Genomic DNA, 24488 nt, shown 5'->3' on the forward strand with positions numbered 1-24488 from the left:
TTAAAGCGTAGGCAGCAACCGCAGGCGCGCCACTGTTTGAAATAATTTTTATCATTTGAAATCAGGTTTTTTATCACAGCCCTTTTGCCGGGAATAGCGTCAGGGTCTACCTTCAATGACATAACTTTACGAAAACAGGGAAAGCACACAGGAAGTGGTCATGATGCATTGCCTTATGAGAGCGCCTGATGAGCCAGAACACCTGCACCATTATTTATAACGGCGAACACCTGAGCGGTGAAGCTGACCAGCCTCTGATTGATTTTTTACAAGCCCAGGAAAAAATCTTGCCGCACGTCTGTTATCACCCTGCCCTGCCTCCGCTGCAATCGTGCGATGTCTGCTGGGTTGAATATCAGGGTGAGCTGGTGCGCGGCTGTACGTTGCGAACCTGGGATGGCATGGAGATTTCCAGCCATCAGCCTGAAGCGAAAGCCGCGCAGAAAGAAGGCATGGATCGACTGCTGGCGCGTCACGAACTCTACTGTACCCTGTGCGAACACAATACCGGCGACTGCACGCTGCATAATACCGTCGCCGATATGCGTATCCCTATTCAGTACTATCCCTATCAACGTAAACCTTATCTCAAAGATGAAAGTAACCCTTTCTACACCTATGATCCCGATCAGTGCATTCTGTGTGGTCGCTGTGTAGAGGCGTGTCAGAACGTTGAGGTCAATGAAACGCTCTCTATTGACTACGGTGCGGAACATCCGCGCGTATTGTGGGATGGCGGCACCGAAATTGCTGGATCCAGCTGCGTCAGCTGCGGCCACTGCGTTACCGTTTGTCCCTGTAACGCACTGCTGGAAAAAACCATGCAGCCTGACGCCGGGCCTTTTACCGCAATGCCGGAAGATCTCAAACGCCCCATGATTGAGTTAGTGAAGTCGCTGGAAAACACCATTGGCGCGCAGCCTGTTACCGGCGTTTCGCTGATAGATATGGCGATGCGGCAGAAAGAGATCAAAAAAACCAAAACCGTCTGCACCTATTGCGGCGTCGGCTGCAGCTTCGAAATGTGGACGCGCGATCGCCATATCCTGAAAGTTCAGCCGGTGGCGGATGCGCCGGTAAACGGCATTTCAACCTGCCTGAAAGGCAAATTTGGCTGGGATTTCGTGAACAGTCCGCAACGACTGACCACACCGCTGATCCGTGAAAACGGGCGCTTTCGTCCGGCCAGCTGGGATGAGGCGCTGGATCTCGTCGCACAACGGCTCAAAACCATCGCCACGCAGCACGGCGGCGACAGTATCGGGTTTATCGGTTCCAGCAAAGGCAGTAATGAAGAAGCTTACCTGACGCAGAAAATTGCCCGCCTGATTTTTGGCACCAACAATGTCGATAACTCTTCGCGTTACTGCCAGAACCCGGCGACCGAAGGACTGTTCCGCACCGTGGGTTATGGCGGCGACGCAGGCACGATAGAGGATCTGCAAAAAGCTGATTTAATCGTGATTGTCGGCAGCAACCTGGCGGAAAACCATCCGGTTATCGCCTCGCGCATCAAGGCCGCGCAAAAACATCACAGACAAAAACTGCTGGTGGTGGATCCGCGCAAACATGAAATGGCCGAGCGTGCCGATCTGTACCTGCGCATCAAACCCGGCAGCGACAGCCTGTGGGCCTCGGCCATGTCCCGTTATATGTTTGAACATAACTATGCTGATGCGGCGTTTCTTGCCGGAAAGGTCAACCAGCTGGAGGAGTACCGCGCCTCGCTGGCGCCTTTTACCCTGAACGAGGTCAGCGAGCAGACCGGCCTGAGCGTTGAAGAGATGATTAGCGCGGCGGAAATGATCGGCCAGGCGGAACGGGTCTCTATCCTGTGGGCCATGGGCATTACCCAGCACAGCCACGGCGCGGATACCAGCACCGCTCTCTCGAACCTGCTGCTGGTTACCGGCAATTATGGTCGGCCAGGCACCGGCGGCTATCCGATGCGCGGACATAATAATGTGCAGGGTGCCAGCGACTTCGGCTGTCTGAGCAATATTTATCCGGGCTACGAAAAGGTTACCGTCCCTGCGGTGCGGGAGAAGTGGGCTCATGCCTGGGGCGTTACGCCAGAAACGCTCTCAGACCAGGCGGGAGCGGATAATTATTTAATGATCGAACACGCGCATCAGGGCGCGTTAAAAGCGATGTATATCATTGGTGAGGAAACCGCCTTTTCCGATGCAAACTCCACCAGGGTGCATGAGGCGTTCAGTAAGCTGGAGTTTATGGTGGTGCAGGATATCTTTATGAGCCGCACCGCGGCCTTTGCCGATGTGGTGCTGCCGGGCTGCCCCAGCGTAGAAAAAGAGGGAACCTATGTTAATACCGAGCGCCGCATCCAGCGTTTTTACGAGGTGATGCCGCCGCTGGGCGACAGCCTGCCCGACTGGCGTATTCTTACCGATCTCGCCGCCCGGCTGGGTTATCCCTGGAATTATACCCATCCGGGTGAGATCATGGCCGAAGCCGCACGCATCGCCGATATCTTCGCTGGGGTGGATTATCAGCAGCTCAGCGGCTGGCGGTCTCAGCTGTGGCCGGTGAAGCCGGACGGCAGCAGCACCCCGCTGCTCTATACCGACGGTTTTAAATTTCCCGACGGCAAAGCGGTACTCTATCCCATTCACTGGCAGCCGCCGCAGGAGGCGCCAGATGACGAATACGATCTCTGGTTAAACAATGGCCGGATGCTGGAGCATTTTCAGTCCACCAACCAGACCGGACGCGGCGACCGTATGTTTTCGCTTTCGCCAAACGGCTTTGTGGAGATCAGTCCACAGCTGGCCGAGGCGCGCCAACTCCAGCAGGGCGACTGGGTGAGCATCGCATCGCGCCGTAACGCAATTGAGGTGCCGGTGATTGTCAGCGATCGTGTCGCGGGCAACGTGCTGTTTATGCCGATCCACTATGGCAAGCCGGGCGTTAATGGTCTGACCGGCGACCACCACGATCCAGATGTAAACACTCCGGCCTATAAAGAGATTGCGGTAAAAATGGTTAAGCTGGCGCACCCACCGCTGGCCGAGCCGTTGCCGCATCAAAACTTCCGCTACGGCAGCCGCACGCCGCAAACCCGACTGCCGATCGAAATCAAATGGCAGCAAGAGGGTTATACCCTTCCCCCTGAACACACCCAACATCCGGAGAAATTTTAATGGCTGAACCGATAAATTATGATGTCCCGCCACCCAAAACCGAACCTGATGCACACGATGCGTTGCATGAGCTACTGCACAGCCTGCACCATCACGGTTTTCTGCGTCTGGCCAACGATATGGTTTCAGCCAACACGCAGATTGCCAAAGTTCTGGTAGAGGGATTAAACAAACCGGGCTCGCAGAATGCGATGCAAAACCTTTCAGTATTGCTGATGGCGCTGTCTGATATTCCGCCAGGGCAGTTTCATAAAACGGTTTACGCGGTGAAATCAGCCTTAAACGCAGTGAACCAGCACGCTGAAACCCAACAGCACCATGAGGTTGCACCCGGCGTCAGCGGCACCTGGAAGTTGCTGCACGATGAGAGTCTGTGGCATGCGGTGATGCCGCTGGTCGCCGGCTTAAAGGCGTTCGCTACCGCGATGGAGCAACCGGCACCGGACAAACCCATCAGCGCCTTTACCGGTAAAGACAGCCATGCCTGAGAATATTTAAGGGCTGCCTCTGGCAGCCCTTTGTTATCACACGCAGTAAAACCGGTTTTTACATCGCGTAGGAGAGCAGAACCTGCGTTTTGGTATCGGTATGATCCGGCGCAGACTCTGGCGGATTGTTATTCCAGGTCACGTTATAGGTCACCTTCAGTGCAAAGTGCGCGTTAATTGCTACCTGCAGGCCGGTCTCAGAGTTAACCGTGGTGTTGTCATTAAAGCTGCTCAACACCGAGGCACCCTGAATAAACTTAGTGGTATCGGTCATCTGCCACTGATAGCTCATCGCACCGTAGCCCAGTCCCTGCGTTTCATGTCCGCCGTCATGGAAATCGTCATAGCGTACGCCCGGACCGAATTCCACACGCAGCGAATGCACCGGGCCGTTCAGGATTTGACGACCGTAACCGGCAGCCAGCACATCACGCGAATCATAGCCGTTAAAACGATCGCTAAGCCAGCTGGCCTGACCGAACAGATAGTCATGGTCGGTCATGTTATAACGTGTACGTCCACCTACCTGATAGGTTTCGGAAGAACGCTCATCGTTAGAAGACGTGTTGGCTGCGTTGCCCCACAGGCTGTACGCGGTATTCGGCTGATACCATGTCATATTGGTCTGTGCGGTTAATGAAGAACTTTTGGTGTTTCCCGTCTGTGCTAAATAACCCGCCGCCGCATTGCCTTCAAAGGTTTTTTTAGCGGTAGAGGGGTCATCCATAACGGTAAATACGGTGTTATCAGCCATGGCCTGATGACAGAAAGCGCCCGCAGAAAGTAATAGCGCAGCAGAAAACTTATTAAGCAAATTCATTTATTGTGATCCGTACGACAGTTTAAAAAAGGGAGAGTCTGAAGGGTTTTACGCTGCAATCAACGTCACTTACCGTAAATATTGTAAACAGGCGTTAAACAGCGTGAATACCTAAGCATCCAAAGGAAAAGATGTCATGAATTGGAATTTTCTTATTAACGGCGCGCATTATAAAGGGTAATCAGGCGAAACGCAGCACGGCTGGAAAAATATTTATTTCCCTTTGTTATCAAAGAAAAGCACGCCGAAAAGCGTGCTTAAAACCGCAGTTACTTTTGTGGAGCCGCCGAGCCTAATACGCCCTGGCCTTCCGGGATGGTAGTAAAACGCGTGACGATTTCATGCCAGCTGTTGGCTGGATCAAGCTGAGCGAATGGCTGCGGATAAATAAATTTCGCCAGATATTCAATACCCACAATATTCCATGGGTGATTATAGAAATTATGATAAACGCCATAAAAATGCCCTTCTTTCACTGGCTGTAACTGTGCAAAGCCCGGGCGCTGTTTCATTTTATTAAATGCCACATCAACCTGCTGCTGCGTTACGCCATAGCCGAACGGCACGGCCGCATTATTTTTGCTTGCCCACTGTGAACCCGACACGATATAGGCGTCCGGTTTCATGGCGATCACCTTCTCCAGCGATACCTCGCCAGTTGCACCCGGCAGCAGCTCTGAGCCAATATTGGTCGCGCCGACCGCTTCCACCATAGAACCCCAGCCAACATGGCCGTGGGTAAAGCAGCACGATTCCAGCCCGGCCAGCCCGGCTTTGGCTTCAATAAAGATGCGCGGTTTCGGGGAAACCGTCCGCACCTTATCCTGAATTGCCTGGTAGTGCTGCTGATAAAAATCGGTGTACTGCTGCGCTTCCTGCTCGCGATTAAGCGCCTCACCCAACAGCGTTACGCTGGCTGGCGCATCCTTTACCGGGTTTTTAAAGGTATCGATAAACAGCACCGGAATATTCAACTGCTTAAGCTTTGCCAGCACGCCGGTCTGGGTTAACGACGGTTTTGAGCGCAGCTGTGCAATCATTAAATCTGGCCGCTGGGCGATAACGCTTTCAAGATTTACCTCACCCTTATCGCTGAAGCCCATATCGGTAATATGCTCAGCCTGCGGCCATTTGCCCAGCATCAGTTGCCAGGTGTGCCCGTCGCTTTTCTTTAACAGGTTATTCCAGGCCACGACGCGCTGAAAAGGATCCGCGCGATCGAGCAGCGCCAGCGCAAGAATATCGCGTCCGTCCTGAACCACGATTCGCTGCGGCTCCTTAGCCAGGGTGATTTTCTGCCCATCGAAATCAGTCAGGGTAACGGGATAAGTGGTTGCTACGGCCGATGCGGAAGCTGCCAGCATAACAACCGAGGCAGAAAATTTTATTGCGCGATGCACATCGTTCTCCTTGTCACAGACGGTGCCTGTTCAACTATTATTCAAAAGGTTAGCGACATGATAATAATGATAATTAATCGCATTATCAAACCTGTTTTGTTACTGATTCGCCGCTTTGGCAGTGATGGTCTAAGCTGAAAATTCTTTCGGGAACAACGAGGTGAATATGAGCCCATCAAGTGTGACCCGGTATGTTGTTACCTTTCGTTACCAGGACAAGGGGCTGGCTGCCGGTCTTGAACTCAACAGCGCGATGGCTAACAGCGGTTTTAGCGCTACTCTGCAGGATGATGAGGGCCATACGCACGAGCTGGGTACCAACAGTTACGGCATCGTCAGCGCTAAAAGCGCTGATGAGATCCGTCAGCAAGCCATCAGCCTCGGCGAAGTCGCGCTGGAGAGTGAGCCGGAGGTGGAGGTACAAACCTTTGTGGATTATATCCAGCAGAACCGCCCTTAACGCCTGAAGAGCGAGCTGCGCGTTGGCGCCGATTTTATGCTCTGTCATTACACAGCGAGAATGAGGATAACCCCATGTGGTCAGCCATAAGTCGTCTGTTGAATGAACAATTAGGACATGCGGAAATTACCCAGCGCACGGAGCTGCCTGCCGGTGAAGTTCATGCTGCCTGGCAAATTCGCTATGGCGAACATCAACTCTTTATGAAGTGCAATACGCAGGAGATGCTGAGCGCCTTTACCGCCGAAGCGGATCAGCTGGCGCTGTTGGCACGCAGCCAGACGGTACGCGTGCCGAAAGTGTATGGCATCGGCAGCGATCGCGATTACAGTTTTCTGCTTCTGGAGTATATTGAGCCGCGCCCGCTGGATGAAGCCAGCGCCTTTCAGCTGGGGCAGCAGCTTGCCCGCCTGCATCAGTGGAGCGAACAGCCCCATTTCGGTCTTGATTTCGACAATAATATTACCACTACGCCTCAGCCCAATGTCTGGGTGCGTCGCTGGTCGCGCTTCTTTTCCGAGCAGCGGATAGGCTGGCAGCTCCAGCTGGCGGCGGAAAAAGGCATTTTGTACGGTAATACCGAGTTGATTATCGATTGCGTTCAGCGCGCACTGGCGACTCATCATCCTCAGCCCTCGCTGTTGCACGGCGATTTATGGCCCACTAACTGCGCGGGCAGCGAAAGCGGACCGTGGATCTACGATCCCGCCTGCTACTGGGGCGATCGTGAATGCGATCTGGCGATGCTTTCCCGCTATCCTGCTTTTCCGGAAAACATTCTGGCAGGTTATCAGTCGGAATGGCCGCTGCCGGAGGATTATCCACAGCGTCAGCCAGTTTATCAGCTTTATTACCTGCTCAACCGCGCCAATGTGTTTGGCGGTGCCTGGCTAAGTGAGGCGCAGCGCGCGGTGGGCCTGCTGCTGGAACGGGATGAGCAACAGAAAAATCGGGCCTGAAGCGATCATTGTTCAGGCCCGTTACGCTGTTCAGATAAAACCGGTTACTGACAGTACAAAGTAGCCTGCCAGGGCGATAACGATCGGCAACACATAGAGCGGGAAGATTTGCAGGAAAATAGTGTGCCGTGGCACCACGATTTTTTCCTCCAGCTGCTGTCGGCTGCGCCCTTCCTCGCCTTTTACCTGTTCCAGGATCAGCATATCTTCGAGCCCTTCTTTTATATGGCGCGACTGACGCCACATACGTGCGCCCGATGCCTGCAGCGCCAGACCCACAAAAATCAGGATATAGATAAGCCAGAAACCGATATTGCCACCCGCATTAAAGTCGGGCACCGGCGAATTACGCCAGAAAAAACCAAGAAACGGCGTATTGAAACGGATCATATCGATCATCACGTGAATAAAATCGAGCAGCACCGCATCAATGCCGGGCCGCTTTTCGCTGTGCGTGAACATAAAATTCATTAGCGATACCAACGTGGAAACCAGCGCCGGTAGAAAAATAATCCAGCCAGCCACGCGTTTGATAATGGCAACACGGCCAGCCTGTTGATAAGTCATGGTTTCTCCTTGCACCTGTTGTCTGGCAGTAAGTCTACCCGCTGTCAGGGAAAAGCGCCTGGAAAAAAGCGCTGCTAATTATTTTATCCTGTGAGTCCCACCATGCCTGCTGGAAAGCTTCATGCTATGTTAAAGACAAAATGTGAAAATGGAGCCTTGTATGACCTACACCCGACCTGTACTGGCCGCGATATTTGATATGGACGGTTTGCTGATTGATTCTGAACCCTTATGGGATCAGGCGGAAATGGATGTATTCGCCACGCTGGATGTTGATCTGTCGCGCCGTAGCGAACTGCCGGATACGCTGGGCCTGCGTATCGATCAGGTGGTGCGCATGTGGTTCGAAACGCTGCCGTGGAATGGACCCAGCCAGCAGGAGGTTACCGACCGCATCATTACCCGCGCCATCAATCTGGTGGAAGAGAAGAAACCGCTGTTGCCGGGCGTGGAGCAGGCGCTGCAGCTCTGCCGGTCTGAGGGTTTAAAAATCGGTCTGGCTTCCGCCTCACCGCTGCATATGCTGGAAAAAGTACTGGCACTGTTTAATCTGCGCGACTATTTCGAGGTGCTGGTCTCCGCCGAGGCGCTACCCTACAGCAAACCGCATCCGCAGGTCTATCTGGATGCCGCGGCACGTCTCGGCGTGGATCCGTTAAACTGCGTCACGCTGGAAGATTCCTTTAACGGCATGATTGCCACTAAAGCGGCGCGTATGCGCTCGGTCGTGGTTCCCGCAGCTGAATATCGCAGCGATGGGCGTTGGGCGCTGGCGGACGTTAAGCTGGATTCGCTGTTACAGCTCACTGCCCAGCAGTTAAAGGGCTACTGACTTTTACCCTGCCTGCGCTTTGCAGGCAGGCTATTTCCTTTGCGCCCTGTCACTTTGACTCTGCTGCTGGTCTCCGATCGCTGCCACGCCCTGCTTTAGCCCCACTGTTTTTTCCGCAAATATGATCCGACGTGCAAAATAAATAAAACACCATTTCATTTTTATTGAATTCGCATGCCGACCTGCCTATGATTCTGTTAACGACAAGCGTATTCCTGATTTATAGGTTCTAACCTCAGAGAGGCATCGACATGCAAGTTCGTCAAAGCATCCATAGCGACCATGCCCGTCAGCTTGATACGGCTGGCTTACGCCGCGAATTTCTTATTGAGAACATATTCACGGCTGACAACTACACCATGACCTACAGCCATATCGACCGCATTATCGTCGGCGGCGTAATGCCGGTGCGTGAAAGCGTCACTATCGGCAGCGAAGTGGGTAAGCAACTGGGTGTGAGTTATTTTCTGGAACGCCGCGAACTGGGCGTGATCAATATTGGCGGGCCGGGCCTGATTGAAGTTGATGGCAAAGCCTGGGAAATTGGTAACCAGCAGGCGCTCTATGTGGGCATGGGCGCGCAGTCGGTGGTGTTTAAAAGCGTAGATGCCAGCCAGCCCGCTAAATTTTATTACAACAGCGCCCCGGCCCATACGCGTTACCCGGATAAAAAAATCACCCTGGAAGAGGCCTCGACTGCCACGCTGGGCGATCCCGCCACCAGCAACCGCCGCACCATTAATAAATTTATCGTGCCGGATGTGTTACCAACCTGCCAGCTCACCATGGGCCTGACCAAACTCGAAGAAGGCAGCCTGTGGAACACCATGCCCTGCCATACCCACGAACGCCGTATGGAAGTTTACTTTTACTTCGATATGGATGAGGAAACCGCCGTGTTTCATATGATGGGTCAGCCGCAGGAAACGCGTCATCTGCTGGTGCATAACGAGCAGGCGGTAATTTCGCCGAGCTGGTCGATTCATGCCGGCGTCGGCACCAAACGCTATACCTTTATCTGGGGCATGGTGGGTGAAAATCAGGTCTTTGACGATATGGATCACGTCAAAGTCAGTGAACTGCGTTAACGACGATTACAGGAAGCAAAAAATGATACTGAATGCATTTAACCTCGAAGGAAAAGTGGCGCTGATTACCGGCTGTAATACGGGTCTGGGTCAGGGAATGGCTGTAGGGCTGGCGCAGGCGGGCTGTGATATCGTCGGCGTTAACCACTCTGGCGCGGATGACACGCCCGCGCTGGTGGAAGCTACCGGCCGCCGCTTTATCAACATCAATGCCAATTTGATGGACAGCAGCTGCATCCCGCAAGTGGTGCAACAGGCGGTTGCCGCCTTTGGTCGTATCGATATTTTAGTTAACAACGCCGGTATTATTCGCCGCCAGGACGCGATTGAATTCAGCGAGCAGAACTGGGATGACGTGATGAATATCAACAGCAAAACGGTATTCTTCCTCTCGCAGGCGGTGGCGCGTCAGTTTATCAGTCAGGGCAACGGCGGCAAAATCATCAATATCGCCTCCATGCTCTCTTTCCAGGGCGGAATTCGGGTGCCATCTTATACCGCGTCTAAAAGCGCGGTAATGGGCCTGACGCGGTTGATGGCCAATGAGTGGGCGGCGCATAACATTAATGTTAACGCCATCGCACCGGGCTATATGGCAACCAACAACACCGAGCAGCTACGTAACGATGAAGGTCGCAGTCAGGAAATTCTTGGCCGTATTCCGGCCGGACGCTGGGGTAAACCGGACGATATGATGGGGCCGGTCGTATTCCTGGCTTCATCCGCTTCTGATTATGTTAACGGCTATACGCTGGCGGTTGACGGCGGCTGGCTGGCACGCTAATGGTTACCGGACAGGGCCTGGCTCTGTCCGGTATTCACTTTTGGTTACAGCGTCACAACTTCCATTCTACTGTATAAATCCCCTATACTGGATACATTGACAGTTATGTATCCAGGTTATCTCCATGACGGCCGAAGGCCACGTTATTTTCGCCATTGCCAGCGCTATTTTTGCCAAGCGCGCTGAGCTTACGCCAGAGCTGGCTAACGGCGACTGGTGGCATATTATTCCGGCGGTTCTGCTGACCTGCCTGCTGCCTGATATCGATCATCCCCGCTCAACCCTTGGGCAGCGTTTTCGCTGGATTTCCCAGCCCATTGCGCGGGCGTTCGGGCATCGGGGCTTTACCCATAGTTTACTGGCGGTGCTGGGCGGCATCGTGCTGCTACAGTTTAATCTGCCGCACGGTTCGCCGTTGCCGGGCGATGCCATGCACGGCATGGTATTAGGCTATCTCAGTCATATTGCGGCTGATATGCTCACGCCCGCTGGCGTGCCGCTGTTGTGGCCATGCCGCTGGCGCTTTCGACTGCCGCTATTAAACACAAAATCAGGCAACCAGCTGGAACGTCTGTTCTGCCTGGCGCTGGTTGCCGGGGCGTTATGGTTTCCGCCTGGCATGCCCCAGTTCGGTGCGGACGGCTGGCCTGCCCGCGTAATGAATAATGTACAGACGGGCATCGATCGTCTGTTGAACTAAGCGCCTGCTGCATTTGCATACAAAATCAGACAAAAAGTTATAACCCATTCCATTCGGATCTAATGGCGTCAGGTGCTGACCTGATACCATTTCGCCCATTGCGCAACACACTGCGCCGATAAAAACACTTCTTCCGACCCCACAGGCTGCGTTTTAACGCGGCGGTGGGGTAATCTCATGGAGAAAAAAAATGAATGTTCCGCTTATTTTGAATATTTTGACGTTTATCGTCCTGCTGGTGGTGTTATCCCGGCTTGGCCGCCAGGGCTGGAGCCTGTCGAAAAAAGTATTGGTGGGTCTGGTCATTGGCGTGCTGTTTGGCCTGGCGCTGCATCTGATCTACGGAGACAACGCAGCGGTACTGAAAGAGTCGATTAGCTGGTTTAACGTGGTAGGCAACGGTTACGTTCAGCTGCTGCAGATGATCGTGATGCCGCTGGTATTTGTCTCTATTCTCAGCGCCGTGGCGCGTTTGCATAACGCCTCCGCATTGGGAAAAATCAGCGCGCTGACCATTGGCGTCCTGCTGTTTACCACCGCTATCGCGGCGCTGGTCGGGGTATTTGTCACTACCCTGTTTGGTCTGACCGCCGAAGGTCTGGTGCAGGGCGTGCAGGAAACGGCTCGTCTGTCGGCCATTCAGTCTAACTATGCGGGTAAAGTTGCCGATCTCAGCGCGCCGCAAATGCTGCTCTCTTTTATCCCGAAAAATCCCTTTGCCGATCTGGCCGGTGCTAACCCCACCTCCATTATCAGCGTGGTGATTTTTGCCGCTTTCCTTGGCGTTGCCGCCTTGCAGTTGTTAAAGGATGACCGGGAAAAAGGTGAGCGCGTCCTGAAAGCGATTGAGGTTTTACAGCTGTGGGTAATGAAGCTGGTTCGCCTGATTATGAAGCTGACGCCATATGGCGTGCTGGCGCTGATGACCAAGGTGGTGGCCAGCTCTAACCTGCAGGATATCATCAAGCTCGGCGGCTTTGTGGTGGCCTCATATCTGGGCCTGGCGATTATGTTTGGCGTACATGCCCTGCTGCTGTCGGTTAACGGCATTAATCCGCTGCGCTTTTTCCGTAAGGTCTGGCCAGTGATCACCTTTGCCTTTACCAGCCGCTCCAGCGCCGCTTCTATTCCGCTTAACGTGGAAGCACAGACCCAGCGTCTCGGCGTGCCGGAATCTATCGCCAGCTTCTCCGCCTCATTCGGTGCCACTATCGGACAGAACGGCTGTGCCGGTCTTTATCCTACTATGCTGGCAGTAATGGTTGCGCCGACCATGGGCATCAACCCGCTGGATCCGGTATGGATCGCCACGCTGGTTGGTATCGTGACGCTGAGCTCAGCCGGTGTGGCGGGCGTCGGCGGCGGTGCGACCTTTGCCGCGCTGCTGGTACTGCCGGCGATGGGGCTTCCGGTTACTCTGGCTGCCCTGCTTATCTCTATTGAGCCGCTGATCGATATGGGCCGCACCGCACTGAACGTTAATGGTTCAATGACGGCCGGTTCCCTCACCAGCCGCTGGCTGCGCCAGACAGACAAGGCGCTGCTTAATAGCGACGATCATAGCGAACTGGCACATCGCTAACGCCGCTGTGCCCTGACAGTGAACCTGAGCCTGCTGCGTTCAGGTCGGACAAACCCCTTAAGGGCCGGATTTTCCGGCCCTTATTTTTTTCTCTGTGGCTCGCCTGAAGACATTTTCTTTTCAACCGCCTTAATGCGCTATAACACAAAATCCCGGAAATTCCAGGCGTACCTAATGTGCTGTTCTATAGTTAATGGAGCCTTAAACGACATCAACAGGAGCAATGCTAATGTCGAAAGAAACCGATAATAAGGAGCTGAGCCACAGCGCACCGGCTACAGGCCCCGAATCCGCCAGGCCAGGTCTGGATTCTTTAGCCCCAGCGGATGGATCGCATCAACCCTCTTCCGAACCGACGCCGCCAGGCAAACAGCCTACCGCGCCGGGAAGCCTCAAGTCGCCCACCACGCGTAACGCCAAACTCGATCAGCTGGACGCGCACCGCAAAGGCGGTGAGAACTTTCCGCTGACCACCAATCAGGGGACGCGCATCGCCAACGATCAAAACTCACTGAAGGCGGGGACGCGCGGACCGACGCTGCTGGAAGATTTCATCATGCGTGAAAAAATCACGCATTTTGACCATGAACGCATTCCTGAGCGTATCGTGCATGCGCGCGGTTCAGCGGCGCACGGCTATTTCCAGCCCTATCGCTCCATGAGCGACATCACCAAAGCGGATTTCCTGCGCGATCCCAGTCAGGTCACCCCGGTCTTTGTCCGTTTCTCCACGGTTCAGGGCAGCGCCGGTTCCGCCGATACCGTGCGGGATATTCGCGGCTTCGCCACCAAATTTTATACGCAGGAAGGCGTGTTTGACCTGGTGGGCAATAATACGCCGGTGTTCTTTATTCAGGATGCGCATAAATTTCCTGACTTTGTCCATGCGGTGAAACCCGAACCGCATAATGAAATCCCGCAGGGACAAAGCGCGCACGATACCTTCTGGGATTACGTTTCGCTGCAGCCGGAAACGCTGCATAACGTGATGTGGGCAATGTCCGATCGCGGTATTCCGCGCAGCTATCGCACCATGGAAGGGTTTGGCATTCATACCTTCCGCATGATTAACGCAGAAGGTAAAGCAACCTTTGTCCGTTTCCACTGGAAGCCGGTGGCAGGCAAAGCGTCGCTGCTGTGGGACGAGGCGCAAAAGCTGACCGGCCGCGACCCTGATTTCCATCGCCGCGATCTGTGGGAAGCGATTGAGGCAGGCGATTATCCGGAATATGAACTCGGCGTGCAGCTGATCCCGGAAGCGGACGAATTTAAGTTTGATTTTGATCTGCTGGATGCCACCAAGCTGATCCCTGAAGAGCTGGTGCCGGTAGAGCTGATCGGTAAAATGGTGCTGAACCGCAACCCGGATAATTTCTTTGCCGAAACCGAGCAGGTTGCCTTCCATCCGGGCCATATTGTGCCGGGACTCGACTTTACTAACGATCCGCTGCTGCAGGGTCGCCTCTTTTCCTATACCGATACGCAAATCAGTCGCCTTGGCGGTCCGAATTTCCATGAAATTCCTATTAACCGCCCGGTCTGCCCTTACCATAACTTCCAGCGCCAGGGCATGCATCGCATGGATATTGATACTAATCCAGCGAACTATGAACCGAACTCTATCAACGATAACTGGCCGCGCGAAACGCCGCCGCAGCCGCGCCGTGGCGGTTTTGAAAGTTATCAGGAGCGCATCGAAGGCCACAAGGTACGTGAGCGCAGCCCATCGTTCGGCGAATACTATTCCCAGCCGCGTCTGTTCTGGCTAAGCCAGACGCCAATTGAGCAGCAGCATATTATTGAAGCCTTCTCTTTCGAGTTGGGTAAAGTCGCGCGTGCCTATATTCGCGAGCGCGTCGTGGATCATCTGCTGCATATTGATGTGTCGCTGGCGCACGGCGTGGCGCAGAATCTGGGCATTGCACTGTCGGATGAAAAACTGCATACCGCGCCGCCTAAAGATGTTAACGGCCTGAAAAAGGATGCCAGCCTGAGCCTGTATGCCATCTCGAACGGCAATATCAAAGGCCGTCAGGTTGCTCTGCTGGTGAGCGACGGCGTGAAAGCGGCCGACGTGCTGGCGATTTTGCAGGAGCTGAAAGCGCACGGCGTGCACGCCAGGCTACTGGCCTCGCATATGGGACAGGTGCGTGCCGATGATGGCTCCAGCCTGCCGATTGACGGCACCTTTAGCGGCCTGCCTTCGGTTACGGTGGATGCGGTGATTGTGCCGGACGGTAATATTGATGCGCTGCTGCTGAGCGGCGATGCGCGCTATTATCTGCTGGAGGCTTATAAACATCTGAAGGTTATCGGCCTGAGCGGCGATGCTCGCCGTTTCAAAGCGCAGTTTGGCCTGGGCGACGATGAGCCTGAAGAAGGACTGGTTGAGGATGTGAAAGCCGAAGGAGTACTGATGAGCGAGTTTATCGCTTCTCTCGGCGCGCACCGTATCTGGTCTCGCAGCCAGAAAGCGCTAAGCGTACCAGCCTGATGCCGTTGGCGGGCTATTTAGCCCGCCACGTTAAGGAAGCGTTAAGCATAGTAACCATGCGCTAAATCCTCCCTTCCCCGCTTGTTTATTCCCACGTTTAGATCGATTCTGCTGTGAGTTAATGCAGGCGAATTATCATGAAAAAGGTTATCGCATCGCTACTTGCCCTGACGCTAACCACACCGGTTATTGCCCTGGCCCATCCAGGCGAACCGGACCCGGGCTGGCACCATGGCGGCGGCGGTCCCGGCTGGGGACGTCCGGCCCCCTTTAGCTTCCTGCCAGAGGCGGCAACCGCCGTGTTGATTGGCGGCCTCACTTACTACTTACTCAACGGCACCTATTACCAACGCCATGGAGAAAACTGCGTGGTAGTAAAACCGCCTGCAGAACGCGTTACGCTCGACAACAGCATGCATGCGCTTGACTACAACGGGCGACGCTATTATGTGCAGGATGGGCACTACTATGAACGCAATATTGACGGGGAATATCTTGAGGTACCGCGTCCGCCGGGGCTATAGACCGGGATAATATAGGACGCAGGAAAGTCTGTTGTGCAGCGGCCCTGTCTGATGGAACAACCATCAAGATAAACAGAAAGCAGAAACAGCAGGGGCGGCCTTAGGCCGCCCCTGCTAATTTCGTTCAGACCTTACTGATTGGCCTGCGGATCGGTATCGTACTCTTTACAGCTCTGGAAGCCGTAGTTCATCACGCGACCTGTGTCGTTATAGCTGACAAAATAGGTCTGCGGTTTGCCATCACGCTCGCCCAGTACATAAGTCTGACAGGTACCGCGCGCGTGTACCATGGTGATTTCAGTAGACGCCGGGCCAGCTACCTGACGAACCTGTTCACGCGTCATGCCTTTTTTCACATCCTTCACGACGGGCTGAGTAACGAAACTTTCAGCACGATCGTAAGCGGTACAGCCAGATAACACCGCTAAAGCCACTGCAGCACCAATAAATCCTGTGAGTTTTTTCATCTTTATGTTCCTCATTCATTGTCCATGTGAAGTAATCCTGGAACACAACTACTGATTTATCAAATTTATGCCGCAGATTTGTTGGTTTTCAGCCGACTCCGATTTAGCGTTGCGCAAGGGTCATTGCCCGGCGAAATCATTGCCCGGCGAAACCGTGGGGAAACCAGGCGTAAAACCGTATAATCGCGCCGCCTGCCCCCGCAGCGATAGTGCAGTCCGCAGAGGTCTGCGCAATAAATGCACAACATGCCACACCGTTTTAGACAGGGAGATAAAAACAACATGACATCAACCCATCGTAACCCTATTGGCTATGCGATAAGCCTTGGCCTGCTGGCGGCGTTAGGGCCGCTATGCATCGATCTTTATCTGCCGGCGTTGCCTGACCTGGCTGCAGACCTGAACACGCCCACTGCTACCGCGCAGCTAAGCCTCACTGCCGGTCTGCTTGGGCTGGGCGTAGGACAGTTACTGTTTGGCCCGCTCAGCGATAAAATGGGCCGTCTGCGACCGCTGAATCTGTCGCTGATCCTGTTGATTATTGCTTCGGTAGGCTGCGCGCTGGCGCAAAACATCGACCAGCTATTACTGGCGCGCCTGTTTGAAGGGCTGGCTGGCGCTGGCGGCGCGGTCCTGTCACGCGCTATTGCCCGCGACATGTATAGCGGACACGATTTAACGCGCTTTTTTGCTTTGCTGATGCTGGTGAATGGTCTGGCCCCGATTGCCGCACCGGTGATGGGCGGCGCGTTGATGGCTGTCCTTGACTGGCGCGGGCTATTTATGGTGCTGGCGCTGATCCCGCTGCTGCTGCTGATTATGGTGCGCGTTAAGCTGCATGAAACCCTGCCGCCTGAGCAGCGTAGCCATGGCTCCCTGCTCTCTGCCTGGGGAGCTCTGGGCAAAGTGGTCACCCACCGTCCCTTTATGGGGTTCTGCCTGACGCAGGGGTTTATGATGTCCGGGATGTTCGCTTATATCGGCGCATCGCCTTTTGTGCTGCAGCAGATCTACGGCCTGTCGCCGCAGGCGTTCAGCTTCTGCTTTGCGCTGAACGGGCTGGGGCTGATTATCGCATCACAAACCAGCGCCCGCCTCTGTCCGCTGTGGGGTGAATATCGCGTGCTGAAAGGCGGTCTGATGCTGGCGTTTATGGCTTCCACCAGTCTGGTTTTAACCGGTCTCACTGGCGCAGCGCTGCCGCTGGTGCTGGTGGCATTGTTCTTTACCGTGGCCAGCAATGGCGTCATCTCCGTTACCGCCGCATCGCTGGCGATGCAAAGCCAGGGCAAACGCGCAGGCAGCGCCTCGGCGGTGATTGGCGTCACCATGTTTACCCTTGGGGCGATCAGCGTGCCGGTTACCGGCCTGGGCGGCACCTCGGTATTAACCATGACCTTTACCATCTTTGGCTGTTACGTGTTGGCAATCACAACCTTTATCCTGCTGGCAAAAAAACCGCAAACTGTCTGAATTAACCGCGCCTGAACATTTCTCAGGCGCAAACCCGCTTGTCGTTTTGCCTGATGCACGTTAGCTTTAACAGATACGCATTCGCAACGAGCCATCAGGCTACTGATTTAAGGAGTGGTTTATGTCACTGCAGCAGGAAATAATTAAGGCGCTGGATGTCAAGCCGACGATCGATGCCAGAGAGGAAATTCGTACCAGCGTTGAGTTTTTGAAATCCTATCTGAAAGCCCATCCCTTTTTAAAAACCCTGGTGCTGGGCATCAGCGGCGGTCAGGATTCTACCCTCTGCGGCAAATTGAGCCAGCTGGCTATCAGCGAACTGCGCGAAGAAACCGGTAACAGCGCCTATCAGTTTATTGCCGTGCGTCTGCCGTACGGCGTGCAGGCGGATGAAAAAGATTGTCAGGATGCGCTCGATTTTATTCAGCCCGATCGTACGCTGGTGGTAAACATCAAAGAAGCAGTGCAGGCCAGCGAGCGCGCGCTGAAAGAGGCAGGTATTGAGCTTAGCGATTTTGTACGCGGCAATGAAAAAGCGCGCGAACGTATGAAGGCGCAATACAGCATCGCCGGCATGACCCAGGGCCTGGTGGTGGGTACCGACCATGCGGCTGAAGCGGTTACCGGCTTCTTTACCAAATATGGCGACGGCGGCACTGATATTAACCCGCTGCATCGCCTGACCAAAGGCCAGGGCAAAATGCTGCTAAAAGAGCTGGGCTGCCCGCAGCACCTCTATCTCAAACACCCAACGGCAGATCTGGAAGACGATCGCCCGGGCCTGCTGGATGAAGTGGCGCTGGGCGTTAGCTATGGTCAAATCGATGCCTATCTTGAAGGCCAGCAGATCGATGAATCTGCCGCCAAAACGATAGAAGGCTGGTATCTGAAAACCGAGCATAAGCGTCGCCTGCCGGTCACCGTTTTTGACGATTACTGGAAAAAATAATCGCTCTGCGGGCAGACTGCCGCATGCGGCCTGCTCGCTTGCTCGCTTTTGGCTCTCTCTCTTTCCGCCCCGCTCAGCCTTTTCGTAACTTCCGTTTGCCCGGCCAGTCTACCCATTATGTTTGCAATATGCGCAGGTGGCTCAATCTGACTCCCTTCTACGGGCGATGATAAAACCTGCAATGCGCCGTTTTTTTGCGCTGTTCAATTTCCGCCCCGGCTGATAGACTGGATATGCAACCAGTAAACGGAGTCACCTGTGGTAAGACGTGCTGCCAGCCACCGCCTTGAATTTGAAGCGGCGGCCATTTATGAATATCCCGATCATCTTCGCTCATTCCTGGCCGACATTCCGAAGCTGCCCGGCGTCTATACATTTCACGGCGACAGCGACGTTATGCCGCTCTATATCGGCAAAAGCATTAACTTGCGTACGCGGGTAATGTCACATTTCCGCACGCCGGATGAGGCAAAAATGCTGCGCCTGACGCGCCGTCTGAGCTGGATAACCACCGCCGGCGAGCTGGGGGCGCTGCTGCTGGAAGCACAGATGATCAAAAATCAACAGCCGTTGTTCAACAAACGGCTGCGGCGCAACCGGCAGCTCTGTTCGCTTCAATGGGACGGCCTCTCTCAGCCCGCCATTGTTTATGCGCGCGATCTCGATTTCTCCGCCTCGCCTAACCTGTTTGGGCTCTATTCCAGCCGCCGTGCGGCGCAGGAGACGCTCAAGTCTGTCGCCGATGAACATCAGCTCTGTTATGGCCTGCTGGGGCTGGAAAGCCACAGTAAAAATCGCGCCTGTTTCCGTGCCAGCCTGAAACGCTGTGCTGGCGCCTGCTGTGGCAAAGAGTCGGTGAGCGATCATCACCAGCGATTGCTGGCCGCGCTGGAGAAAGTCCGCGTAGTGTGCTGGCCGTGGCCGGGTGCCGTCGCGCTGGTGGAGGAAGGCCCGCAGGAAACGCAGATGCACATTATCCATAACTGGTTCTACCTTGGCTCCGTCAGCCACCTCGACGAGGCGAAAAGTCTCACCAGTCCGCCGAAGGGCTTTGATAATGACGGCTACAAATATCTTTGCCGCCCGATGCTGAGCGGAAAATATCCGATTATCCCGCTCTGATCCCGGCACCGCTTCGCATGAACTGTGATTTGCGTCTACCTTTTAATCAGTTGTGTCGCCGTTTGTTAGACACTTTACTGATGGAAAGGAGAACACATGTCTCAACACGATCACAGTAAGTTTTCTCGTCGCCAGGTGGTTGGCGGCCTGATGGGCAGCATGGCGGTTACCGGTATGGCTATGGCGGGCAGCGCCAGCGCAGCGGAAAGCGGCAGCGCCGGTGCAGCCCCAAACAACGTTCCGCCGCTAACCGGTAAAAATCCGCTCGACGCTTTTCCCAAACCCCCTTTTGAACGCCAGCCGCAGGATCCGCCGGGCCTGGCCAGTAAAATGGTGCCGCGCCCCGATCACGGTGAAGAAAGCTACCGTGGCAGCGGACGTCTCACCGGCCGCAAAGCGCTGATCACCGGCGGCGATTCCGGTATTGGCCGTGCCGTGGCGATTGCCTACGCGCGTGAAGGTGCCGATGTCGCAATTAACTATCTGCCGGAAGAAGAGTCGGATGCCAAAGAGGTCATCGATCTGATTCAGGCGGCGGGCCGTAAAGCGGTTGCTATCCCTGGCGATATTACCGATGAGGCTTTTTGTCAGAAGCTGGTTAACGATGCGGCAACGCAGCTTGGCGGGCTGGACATCCTGGTTAACAATGCTGGCCGACAGCAGTATGTGGAGTCGATTACCGATCTGACCACCGAGTCGTTCGACAAAACCTTCAAAACTAACGTCTACGCGATGTTCTGGATCACCAAAGCGGCAATGGCGCATCTGAAGCCGGGCTCAGCCATTGTCAATACCTCTTCGGTGCAGGCAGGCAAACCCAGCGCTATCCTGCTGGACTACGCGCAAACCAAAGCAGCGATTATTGCCTTTACCAAAGCACTGGCAAAACAGGTGGCGGAAAAAGGGATTCGGGTCAATGCCGTTGCGCCGGGCCCTTACTGGACGCCATTACAATCCAGCGGCGGTCAGCCGATGGAAAAAGTGATGAAATTTGGCGAGGAAGCGCCGTTTGGTCGACCAGGGCAGCCGGTTGAGATCGCCCCGCTCTATGTCACGCTGGCCTCAGCGGAAAGCAGCTTTTCTTCAGGTCAGGTCTGGTGCTCTGACGGCGGCACCGGCACCTTCTGATAAAAAAACCGCCGACGCTGCCCACGGCACAAGGCCATGGACAACGTCGGCGGTCTCAGGAATTACTCCGCGCGACGATTATTCGTCAGCTGGCGGTGGAGCCATCTTACCGTCACGCATCGGCTTTTCAGTCAGACGTTTCTCAAAATTAGCGTTGTACTGCTTTTTCTGTTCCGGCGTCAGCACGTTATACAGTTTGTTCTGCGTTTCCATCATCGCCAGAGCGTTTTCTTTCGCATTGGCGGTCATTTTCTCAGCCTGCGCTTCCGCTTTGCTACGGTCGAAACTATCGGCGGCGATAATCGCGTGATTAGCGCGGCGCTCTTCCAGTGACGGACGTTTCATATCTTTGCGGGCATCTTTCATGATGTCACGCATCTGCTGTTTCTGCGCATCTGTCAGGTTCAGATTTTTGAACATCCCCATCGGGCCATGTCCCATCGGACCTTTATGATGCATCGCCTGCTCGCTGCCTGCCGGCGGCGGGGTGATCTCATCTGCTGCGTGAGCAACGGTCGCCGCACCGAAAGCCAGAGCCGATGCTACCAAAATAGAGGTGAGTTTACGCATTGTATTGTCCTTACTTATCAGTTTTATGACGACAGCTGATGTCGCTGCTACGGAAATGAGTCTACGACACCAAACGTCAAGTACTCAGAGTCTGAGTAAAGCCCTGAAAGCATAGAAGATAAAGATGCAGCAATCCTGGAGAGAATAAGAAGATTAGGGTGAAGAATTGCAAAAGAATATGACACTATGCGGAAAAAAGAGGGAATAGTGGAGAAGTGTAACCCTGAGCACAGAATAGAGGAAAGAAAAAGTTAACGCCTGTGGGAAGATTTTTCCTGCGCTGTTTTTGTGAGCTGCCGCGCGAGCGCTTATTCATTTGCCAAAAGATATGCTGTTTCCTCGCCCTAACTTCATGCGCCTGTACAGTGCCCCCGCCCCGCCTGTTTTTTATACTGTTGTCGGTTAATTCCAGTTAATGCTGAAAAATATTTTAAAACGCCTCTCTCTCTCTTATTTCCCCTACTTTTAAGGTGTATGGCATGAAAATAACAAGCATTGAGGTAATACGCCTCAGCCTCCCTTTTGACAGCGATCGTCCCACGGCGACAGATCAGGAAACCGCATGGAACGCCGCCTCGCCGGCTCTTAAACAGATGGAAACGCTGCTGGTGCGCATAGAAACCAGCAGCGGCATCCACGGCTGGGGCGAGGCTTTTGGCCATCTCGCCAACCCGGTGACGCTTCAGGCTCTACAGCAGCTGGTGATCCCCTGCTTTTTAGGCAAACCAGTTCCACAGAGCCGTGCCGCGCTGGAGGCGCTAATGGCAGAGGCGGAAAAGGCGCTGCATGGTTTTGGTCGCGGCGGGCCGGTGCGCTTTGGCCTGTCAGCCATCGATATCGCGCTATGGGATCTGCTGGGACAGCAGCTTGCTCAACCTCTGTGGCAGCTGCTGGGGGCTCGCCGTCAGCAAATTGGCCTCTATGCCAGCCTGGTCAGCTATAACAACCAGCCGGAAGAGGTTGCCCGTCAGGTCATGCGCGCCTGGCAGGCGGGGTTCCGTACTCTGAAGCTGCATGAAACCGAGTATGCGGCGATTGCCGCAGCCCGCGCCGCCCTGCCGCCAGAAGCGACGCTGATGGTCGATGTAAACTGCCCCTGGACGGTGGAAGAAGCCAGCCTGCGTGCGGCGCAACTCACGGAGCTGAAGCTGGGCTGGCTGGAAGAGCCGGTCTGGCCACCAGAGGATGCGCATGGTCTGGCAAGGGTGCGCAGTGCGGGAATGCCGATCGCCGCAGGAGAGAATGCCTGCGGCGAGTGGGGTTTCGCCGAGCTGTTTAACAACGCCGCCATCGATGTGGCTCAGCCCAGCGTAGCGAAAGTAGGCGGTATTAGCGCGCTGCTGCGCGTAATTCAACGGGCGAGCAAGCATCGGGTAAAGGTCGTTCCCCACTGCTTCTATTACGGCGCCGGGCTGCTGGCGACGGCGCATATTGTGGCAGCGCTGCCCGACGAGGTTCAGCTGGAAGTGCCGTTTATCCGTTTCGCCTCCCCACTCTATCCTCAGCTCGCCTTTTCGCCGACCCTTGTGCTCCCGGACGCACCGGGGCTGGGCTTTACGCCTGATGTGCAGGTAATGAAACAGCATACCGTCAGCCATTTGCAAATCGATATGGAGGGAACCCGTCATGTTTAAAAATTACCGCAGCGTTGTTGCTCTGCTTCTGTTTTTTGCCGGAATGTTGAACTATCTCGATCGGGCAGCCTTATCGGTTATGGCTCCGCTGGTAAAAAAAGATCTGCATATTGACGATGCGCAGATGGGCATCCTGTTTAGCTGCTTTTTTATTGGCTACTGTCTGTTCTGCTTTTTAGGCGGCTGGGCTGCGGATCGCTTTGGACCGCGACGGGTATTTGGCTGGGCGGCAGCAGTCTGGTCACTGTTTTGCGGCGCTACCGCGCTGGCGGGCAACTTCACCCATTTGCTGATCATGCGTGTGCTATTCGGGATTGGCGAAGGTCCGATGGGCACCACCACCAATAAATCGATCTCCAACTGGTTTCCACGTAAGGAAACTGGTCGCGCGGTGGGCTTTACCAATGCCGGGCAGCCTTTGGGCGCTGCGGTGGCGGCTCCGATAGTGGGTCTGGTGGGGCTGCATTTCGGCTGGCGCCTCTCCTTTGTGGCGATTGCGCTACTGGGTTTTGTCTGGCTGGGCTTCTGGCTGTGGCTGTTCCGGGATAAGCCGGAAGATCATCCACGCGTTAGCGACGCTGAACGTCATCTGATTAAAGCGCACCGCCCCGCTACCCGCATCGCTGAAGCAGGAACCCGTCCCGCAGGCATCTGGCGCTACGTGTTCTCGCTGCCGGTATTGGGCGTGGCCGCCGCTTTTTTCTGCTTTAACTATATTCAGTTCTTTTTCCTCTCCTGGCTGCCGAGCTATCTGACCGATTACCAGCATCTGGATATTAAAAGCATGAGTCTGATCGGCATTCTGCCGTGGCTGGGCGCAACGGCAGGCTTTATTGGCGGGGGGTTGATCTCTGATGCTATCTACCGGCGTACCGGGAATTTTTTGTTGTCACGCAAGCTGGTGATTTTCGCCGGGCTGGCGGTTGCGGGAGTCAGCGTAATGTTTACCGCCTGGACTGACAACATCATCTTCGCCGTGGCGTTGATCACGCTCGCCAGCGTGTTTGCCTATATGACGCCGCAGGCGTGCTGGTCACTGTTACAGGATATTGTTCCGGCGGAACGCATCGGCACGGCGGGTGGTTTTGTTCATTTACTGGCAAACCTTGCGGGGATCCTCTCTCCGGCGATCACCGGCTTTCTGATCCAGTTTGGCGGGGGCTACTCTTCCGCCTTCCTGCTGGCCAGCGCACTGGCGCTCACCGGAATTGCGATGCTGGCGCTGTTTGTACGTCAACAGAGCGTAACCAGGCTACGCGCGCTGGCGTAGCGCGGTATCTACGGCC

The 24488-nt window shown here is 54.8% G+C and carries 22 protein-coding genes; 17 read left to right on the forward strand and 5 right to left on the reverse strand.

All coding sequences use genetic code 11. The annotated features are described in order from the left end of the window. Positions 1–188 precede the first annotated feature (188 nt). Both fdhF and ACQE32_RS05940 read left to right on the forward strand, forming a co-directional pair. Positions 189–3161 carry a formate dehydrogenase subunit alpha gene (gene fdhF / locus ACQE32_RS05935; protein WP_427021481.1) on the forward strand — a complete coding sequence of 991 codons (2973 nt, stop codon included), beginning with the start codon at positions 189–191 and terminating at the stop codon, positions 3159–3161. Next, positions 3161–3649 carry a DUF1641 domain-containing protein gene (locus tag ACQE32_RS05940; protein WP_427021482.1) on the forward strand — a complete coding sequence of 163 codons (489 nt, stop codon included), beginning with the start codon at positions 3161–3163 and terminating at the stop codon, positions 3647–3649. Before fdhF ends, ACQE32_RS05940 begins: the two co-directional genes overlap by 1 nt. Before the next feature lie 58 nt (positions 3650–3707). Here the strand turns inward: ACQE32_RS05940 and ACQE32_RS05945 are convergent, their stop codons facing one another. Both ACQE32_RS05945 and ACQE32_RS05950 read right to left on the reverse strand, forming a co-directional pair. After that, complete coding sequence (locus tag ACQE32_RS05945; RefSeq protein WP_426972746.1) at positions 3708–4469, reverse strand: DUF481 domain-containing protein; 762 nt, start codon at positions 4467–4469, stop codon at positions 3708–3710. Between the two features lie 269 nt (positions 4470–4738). Then, positions 4739–5833 carry an ABC transporter substrate-binding protein gene (locus ACQE32_RS05950; protein WP_427021750.1) on the reverse strand — a complete coding sequence of 365 codons (1095 nt, stop codon included), beginning with the start codon at positions 5831–5833 and terminating at the stop codon, positions 4739–4741. 202 nt (positions 5834–6035) lie between these two features. Here ACQE32_RS05950 and ghoS point away from each other — a divergent pair, with 202 nt between their 5' ends. Further along, positions 6036–6329 (forward strand): type V toxin-antitoxin system endoribonuclease antitoxin GhoS, encoded by a 294-nt coding sequence (gene ghoS / locus ACQE32_RS05955; protein ID WP_427021483.1) that lies wholly within the window; start codon positions 6036–6038, stop codon positions 6327–6329. A gap of 74 nt (positions 6330–6403) precedes the next feature. Beyond that, a complete protein-coding gene (locus ACQE32_RS05960) occupies positions 6404–7288 on the forward strand; it encodes a fructosamine kinase family protein (protein WP_427021484.1) in 885 nt (294 codons plus the stop codon). 30 nt (positions 7289–7318) lie between these two features. Here ACQE32_RS05960 and ACQE32_RS05965 read toward each other — a convergent pair whose 3' ends face one another. Next, positions 7319–7855, reverse strand: coding sequence for a YniB family protein (locus ACQE32_RS05965; protein WP_426972751.1), 537 nt, complete (start codon positions 7853–7855; stop codon positions 7319–7321). Between the two features lie 160 nt (positions 7856–8015). Here ACQE32_RS05965 and hxpB point away from each other — a divergent pair, with 160 nt between their 5' ends. The 7 genes from hxpB to ACQE32_RS06000 all read left to right on the forward strand — a co-directional run bounded on the left by hxpB (position 8016) and on the right by ACQE32_RS06000 (position 15859). Next, positions 8016–8687: a hexitol phosphatase HxpB gene (gene hxpB / locus ACQE32_RS05970; RefSeq protein ID WP_426972752.1), complete on the forward strand. Its 672-nt coding sequence runs from the start codon at positions 8016–8018 to the stop codon at positions 8685–8687. Between the two features lie 251 nt (positions 8688–8938). Next, the gene (kduI, locus tag ACQE32_RS05975; protein WP_426972754.1) at positions 8939–9775 is read left to right on the forward strand and encodes a 5-dehydro-4-deoxy-D-glucuronate isomerase; all 837 of its coding nucleotides are present in this window, start codon (positions 8939–8941) and stop codon (positions 9773–9775) included. 22 nt (positions 9776–9797) lie between these two features. Beyond that, a complete protein-coding gene (gene kduD / locus ACQE32_RS05980; protein WP_426972755.1) occupies positions 9798–10559 on the forward strand; it encodes a 2-dehydro-3-deoxy-D-gluconate 5-dehydrogenase KduD in 762 nt (253 codons plus the stop codon). A gap of 124 nt (positions 10560–10683) precedes the next feature. After that, on the forward strand, positions 10684–11259 hold the full coding sequence (locus ACQE32_RS05985; protein WP_085071861.1) for a metal-dependent hydrolase: 576 nt from the start codon (positions 10684–10686) through the stop codon (positions 11257–11259). Positions 11260–11449: 190 nt separating this feature from the next. Continuing rightward, a complete protein-coding gene (locus ACQE32_RS05990) occupies positions 11450–12841 on the forward strand; it encodes an L-cystine transporter (RefSeq protein WP_426981604.1) in 1392 nt (463 codons plus the stop codon). A gap of 229 nt (positions 12842–13070) precedes the next feature. Next, positions 13071–15335, forward strand: coding sequence for a catalase HPII (gene katE, locus ACQE32_RS05995; RefSeq protein WP_426972758.1), 2265 nt, complete (start codon positions 13071–13073; stop codon positions 15333–15335). A gap of 137 nt (positions 15336–15472) precedes the next feature. Beyond that, entirely contained in the window at positions 15473–15859 is a 387-nt protein-coding gene (locus tag ACQE32_RS06000; protein ID WP_427021485.1) for a DUF6515 family protein, read from the forward strand. A gap of 131 nt (positions 15860–15990) precedes the next feature. Here the strand turns inward: ACQE32_RS06000 and osmE are convergent, their stop codons facing one another. Further along, a complete protein-coding gene (gene osmE, locus ACQE32_RS06005; protein ID WP_085071865.1) occupies positions 15991–16326 on the reverse strand; it encodes an osmotically-inducible lipoprotein OsmE in 336 nt (111 codons plus the stop codon). A gap of 282 nt (positions 16327–16608) precedes the next feature. Here osmE and ACQE32_RS06010 point away from each other — a divergent pair, with 282 nt between their 5' ends. The 4 genes from ACQE32_RS06010 to ACQE32_RS06025 all read left to right on the forward strand — a co-directional run bounded on the left by ACQE32_RS06010 (position 16609) and on the right by ACQE32_RS06025 (position 20998). After that, entirely contained in the window at positions 16609–17799 is a 1191-nt protein-coding gene (locus ACQE32_RS06010; RefSeq protein ID WP_426972762.1) for a multidrug effflux MFS transporter, read from the forward strand. 121 nt (positions 17800–17920) lie between these two features. Beyond that, positions 17921–18748, forward strand: coding sequence for an ammonia-dependent NAD(+) synthetase (gene nadE, locus ACQE32_RS06015; RefSeq protein WP_426972763.1), 828 nt, complete (start codon positions 17921–17923; stop codon positions 18746–18748). Between the two features lie 258 nt (positions 18749–19006). Continuing rightward, positions 19007–19870 (forward strand): excinuclease Cho, encoded by an 864-nt coding sequence (gene cho / locus ACQE32_RS06020; protein WP_426972764.1) that lies wholly within the window; start codon positions 19007–19009, stop codon positions 19868–19870. Between the two features lie 96 nt (positions 19871–19966). Beyond that, positions 19967–20998 (forward strand): SDR family oxidoreductase, encoded by a 1032-nt coding sequence (locus tag ACQE32_RS06025; RefSeq protein WP_426972765.1) that lies wholly within the window; start codon positions 19967–19969, stop codon positions 20996–20998. Between the two features lie 78 nt (positions 20999–21076). Here the strand turns inward: ACQE32_RS06025 and spy are convergent, their stop codons facing one another. After that, on the reverse strand, positions 21077–21568 hold the full coding sequence (spy, locus tag ACQE32_RS06030; RefSeq protein ID WP_426972767.1) for an ATP-independent periplasmic protein-refolding chaperone Spy: 492 nt from the start codon (positions 21566–21568) through the stop codon (positions 21077–21079). 479 nt (positions 21569–22047) lie between these two features. On the opposite strand from spy, the gene ACQE32_RS06035 reads away from it, so the two are divergent. Both ACQE32_RS06035 and ACQE32_RS06040 read left to right on the forward strand, forming a co-directional pair. Then, positions 22048–23202, forward strand: a complete 1155-nt coding sequence (locus ACQE32_RS06035) for a mandelate racemase/muconate lactonizing enzyme family protein (protein WP_427021486.1) — start codon at positions 22048–22050, stop codon at positions 23200–23202. Further along, complete coding sequence (locus tag ACQE32_RS06040; RefSeq protein ID WP_250652545.1) at positions 23195–24472, forward strand: MFS transporter; 1278 nt, start codon at positions 23195–23197, stop codon at positions 24470–24472. Before ACQE32_RS06035 ends, ACQE32_RS06040 begins: the two co-directional genes overlap by 8 nt. Positions 24473–24488: the final 16 nt, after the last annotated feature.

It is taken from the genome of Pantoea sp. FN0302, assembly GCF_050113775.1.
Taxonomy (GTDB): domain Bacteria; phylum Pseudomonadota; class Gammaproteobacteria; order Enterobacterales; family Enterobacteriaceae; genus Mixta; species Mixta alhagi.

What these genes read in the sequence shown, in the direction of transcription:
- fdhF (WP_427021481.1), top strand. Translation starts at nt 189, where the DNA reads ATGAGCCAGAACACCTGCACCATTATTTATAACGGCGAACACCTGAGC.
- ACQE32_RS05940 (WP_427021482.1), top strand. Translation starts at nt 3,161, where the DNA reads ATGGCTGAACCGATAAATTATGATGTCCCGCCACCCAAAACCGAACCT.
- ACQE32_RS05945 (WP_426972746.1), bottom strand. Translation starts at nt 4,469, where the DNA reads ATGAATTTGCTTAATAAGTTTTCTGCTGCGCTATTACTTTCTGCGGGC.
- ACQE32_RS05950 (WP_427021750.1), bottom strand. Translation starts at nt 5,833, where the DNA reads ATGCTGGCAGCTTCCGCATCGGCCGTAGCAACCACTTATCCCGTTACC.
- ghoS (WP_427021483.1), top strand. Translation starts at nt 6,036, where the DNA reads ATGAGCCCATCAAGTGTGACCCGGTATGTTGTTACCTTTCGTTACCAG.
- ACQE32_RS05960 (WP_427021484.1), top strand. Translation starts at nt 6,404, where the DNA reads ATGTGGTCAGCCATAAGTCGTCTGTTGAATGAACAATTAGGACATGCG.
- ACQE32_RS05965 (WP_426972751.1), bottom strand. Translation starts at nt 7,855, where the DNA reads ATGACTTATCAACAGGCTGGCCGTGTTGCCATTATCAAACGCGTGGCT.
- hxpB (WP_426972752.1), top strand. Translation starts at nt 8,016, where the DNA reads ATGACCTACACCCGACCTGTACTGGCCGCGATATTTGATATGGACGGT.
- kduI (WP_426972754.1), top strand. Translation starts at nt 8,939, where the DNA reads ATGCAAGTTCGTCAAAGCATCCATAGCGACCATGCCCGTCAGCTTGAT.
- kduD (WP_426972755.1), top strand. Translation starts at nt 9,798, where the DNA reads ATGATACTGAATGCATTTAACCTCGAAGGAAAAGTGGCGCTGATTACC.
- ACQE32_RS05985 (WP_085071861.1), top strand. Translation starts at nt 10,684, where the DNA reads ATGACGGCCGAAGGCCACGTTATTTTCGCCATTGCCAGCGCTATTTTT.
- ACQE32_RS05990 (WP_426981604.1), top strand. Translation starts at nt 11,450, where the DNA reads ATGAATGTTCCGCTTATTTTGAATATTTTGACGTTTATCGTCCTGCTG.
- katE (WP_426972758.1), top strand. Translation starts at nt 13,071, where the DNA reads ATGTCGAAAGAAACCGATAATAAGGAGCTGAGCCACAGCGCACCGGCT.
- ACQE32_RS06000 (WP_427021485.1), top strand. Translation starts at nt 15,473, where the DNA reads ATGAAAAAGGTTATCGCATCGCTACTTGCCCTGACGCTAACCACACCG.
- osmE (WP_085071865.1), bottom strand. Translation starts at nt 16,326, where the DNA reads ATGAAAAAACTCACAGGATTTATTGGTGCTGCAGTGGCTTTAGCGGTG.
- ACQE32_RS06010 (WP_426972762.1), top strand. Translation starts at nt 16,609, where the DNA reads ATGACATCAACCCATCGTAACCCTATTGGCTATGCGATAAGCCTTGGC.
- nadE (WP_426972763.1), top strand. Translation starts at nt 17,921, where the DNA reads ATGTCACTGCAGCAGGAAATAATTAAGGCGCTGGATGTCAAGCCGACG.
- ACQE32_RS06025 (WP_426972765.1), top strand. Translation starts at nt 19,967, where the DNA reads ATGTCTCAACACGATCACAGTAAGTTTTCTCGTCGCCAGGTGGTTGGC.
- spy (WP_426972767.1), bottom strand. Translation starts at nt 21,568, where the DNA reads ATGCGTAAACTCACCTCTATTTTGGTAGCATCGGCTCTGGCTTTCGGT.
- ACQE32_RS06035 (WP_427021486.1), top strand. Translation starts at nt 22,048, where the DNA reads ATGAAAATAACAAGCATTGAGGTAATACGCCTCAGCCTCCCTTTTGAC.
- ACQE32_RS06040 (WP_250652545.1), top strand. Translation starts at nt 23,195, where the DNA reads ATGTTTAAAAATTACCGCAGCGTTGTTGCTCTGCTTCTGTTTTTTGCC.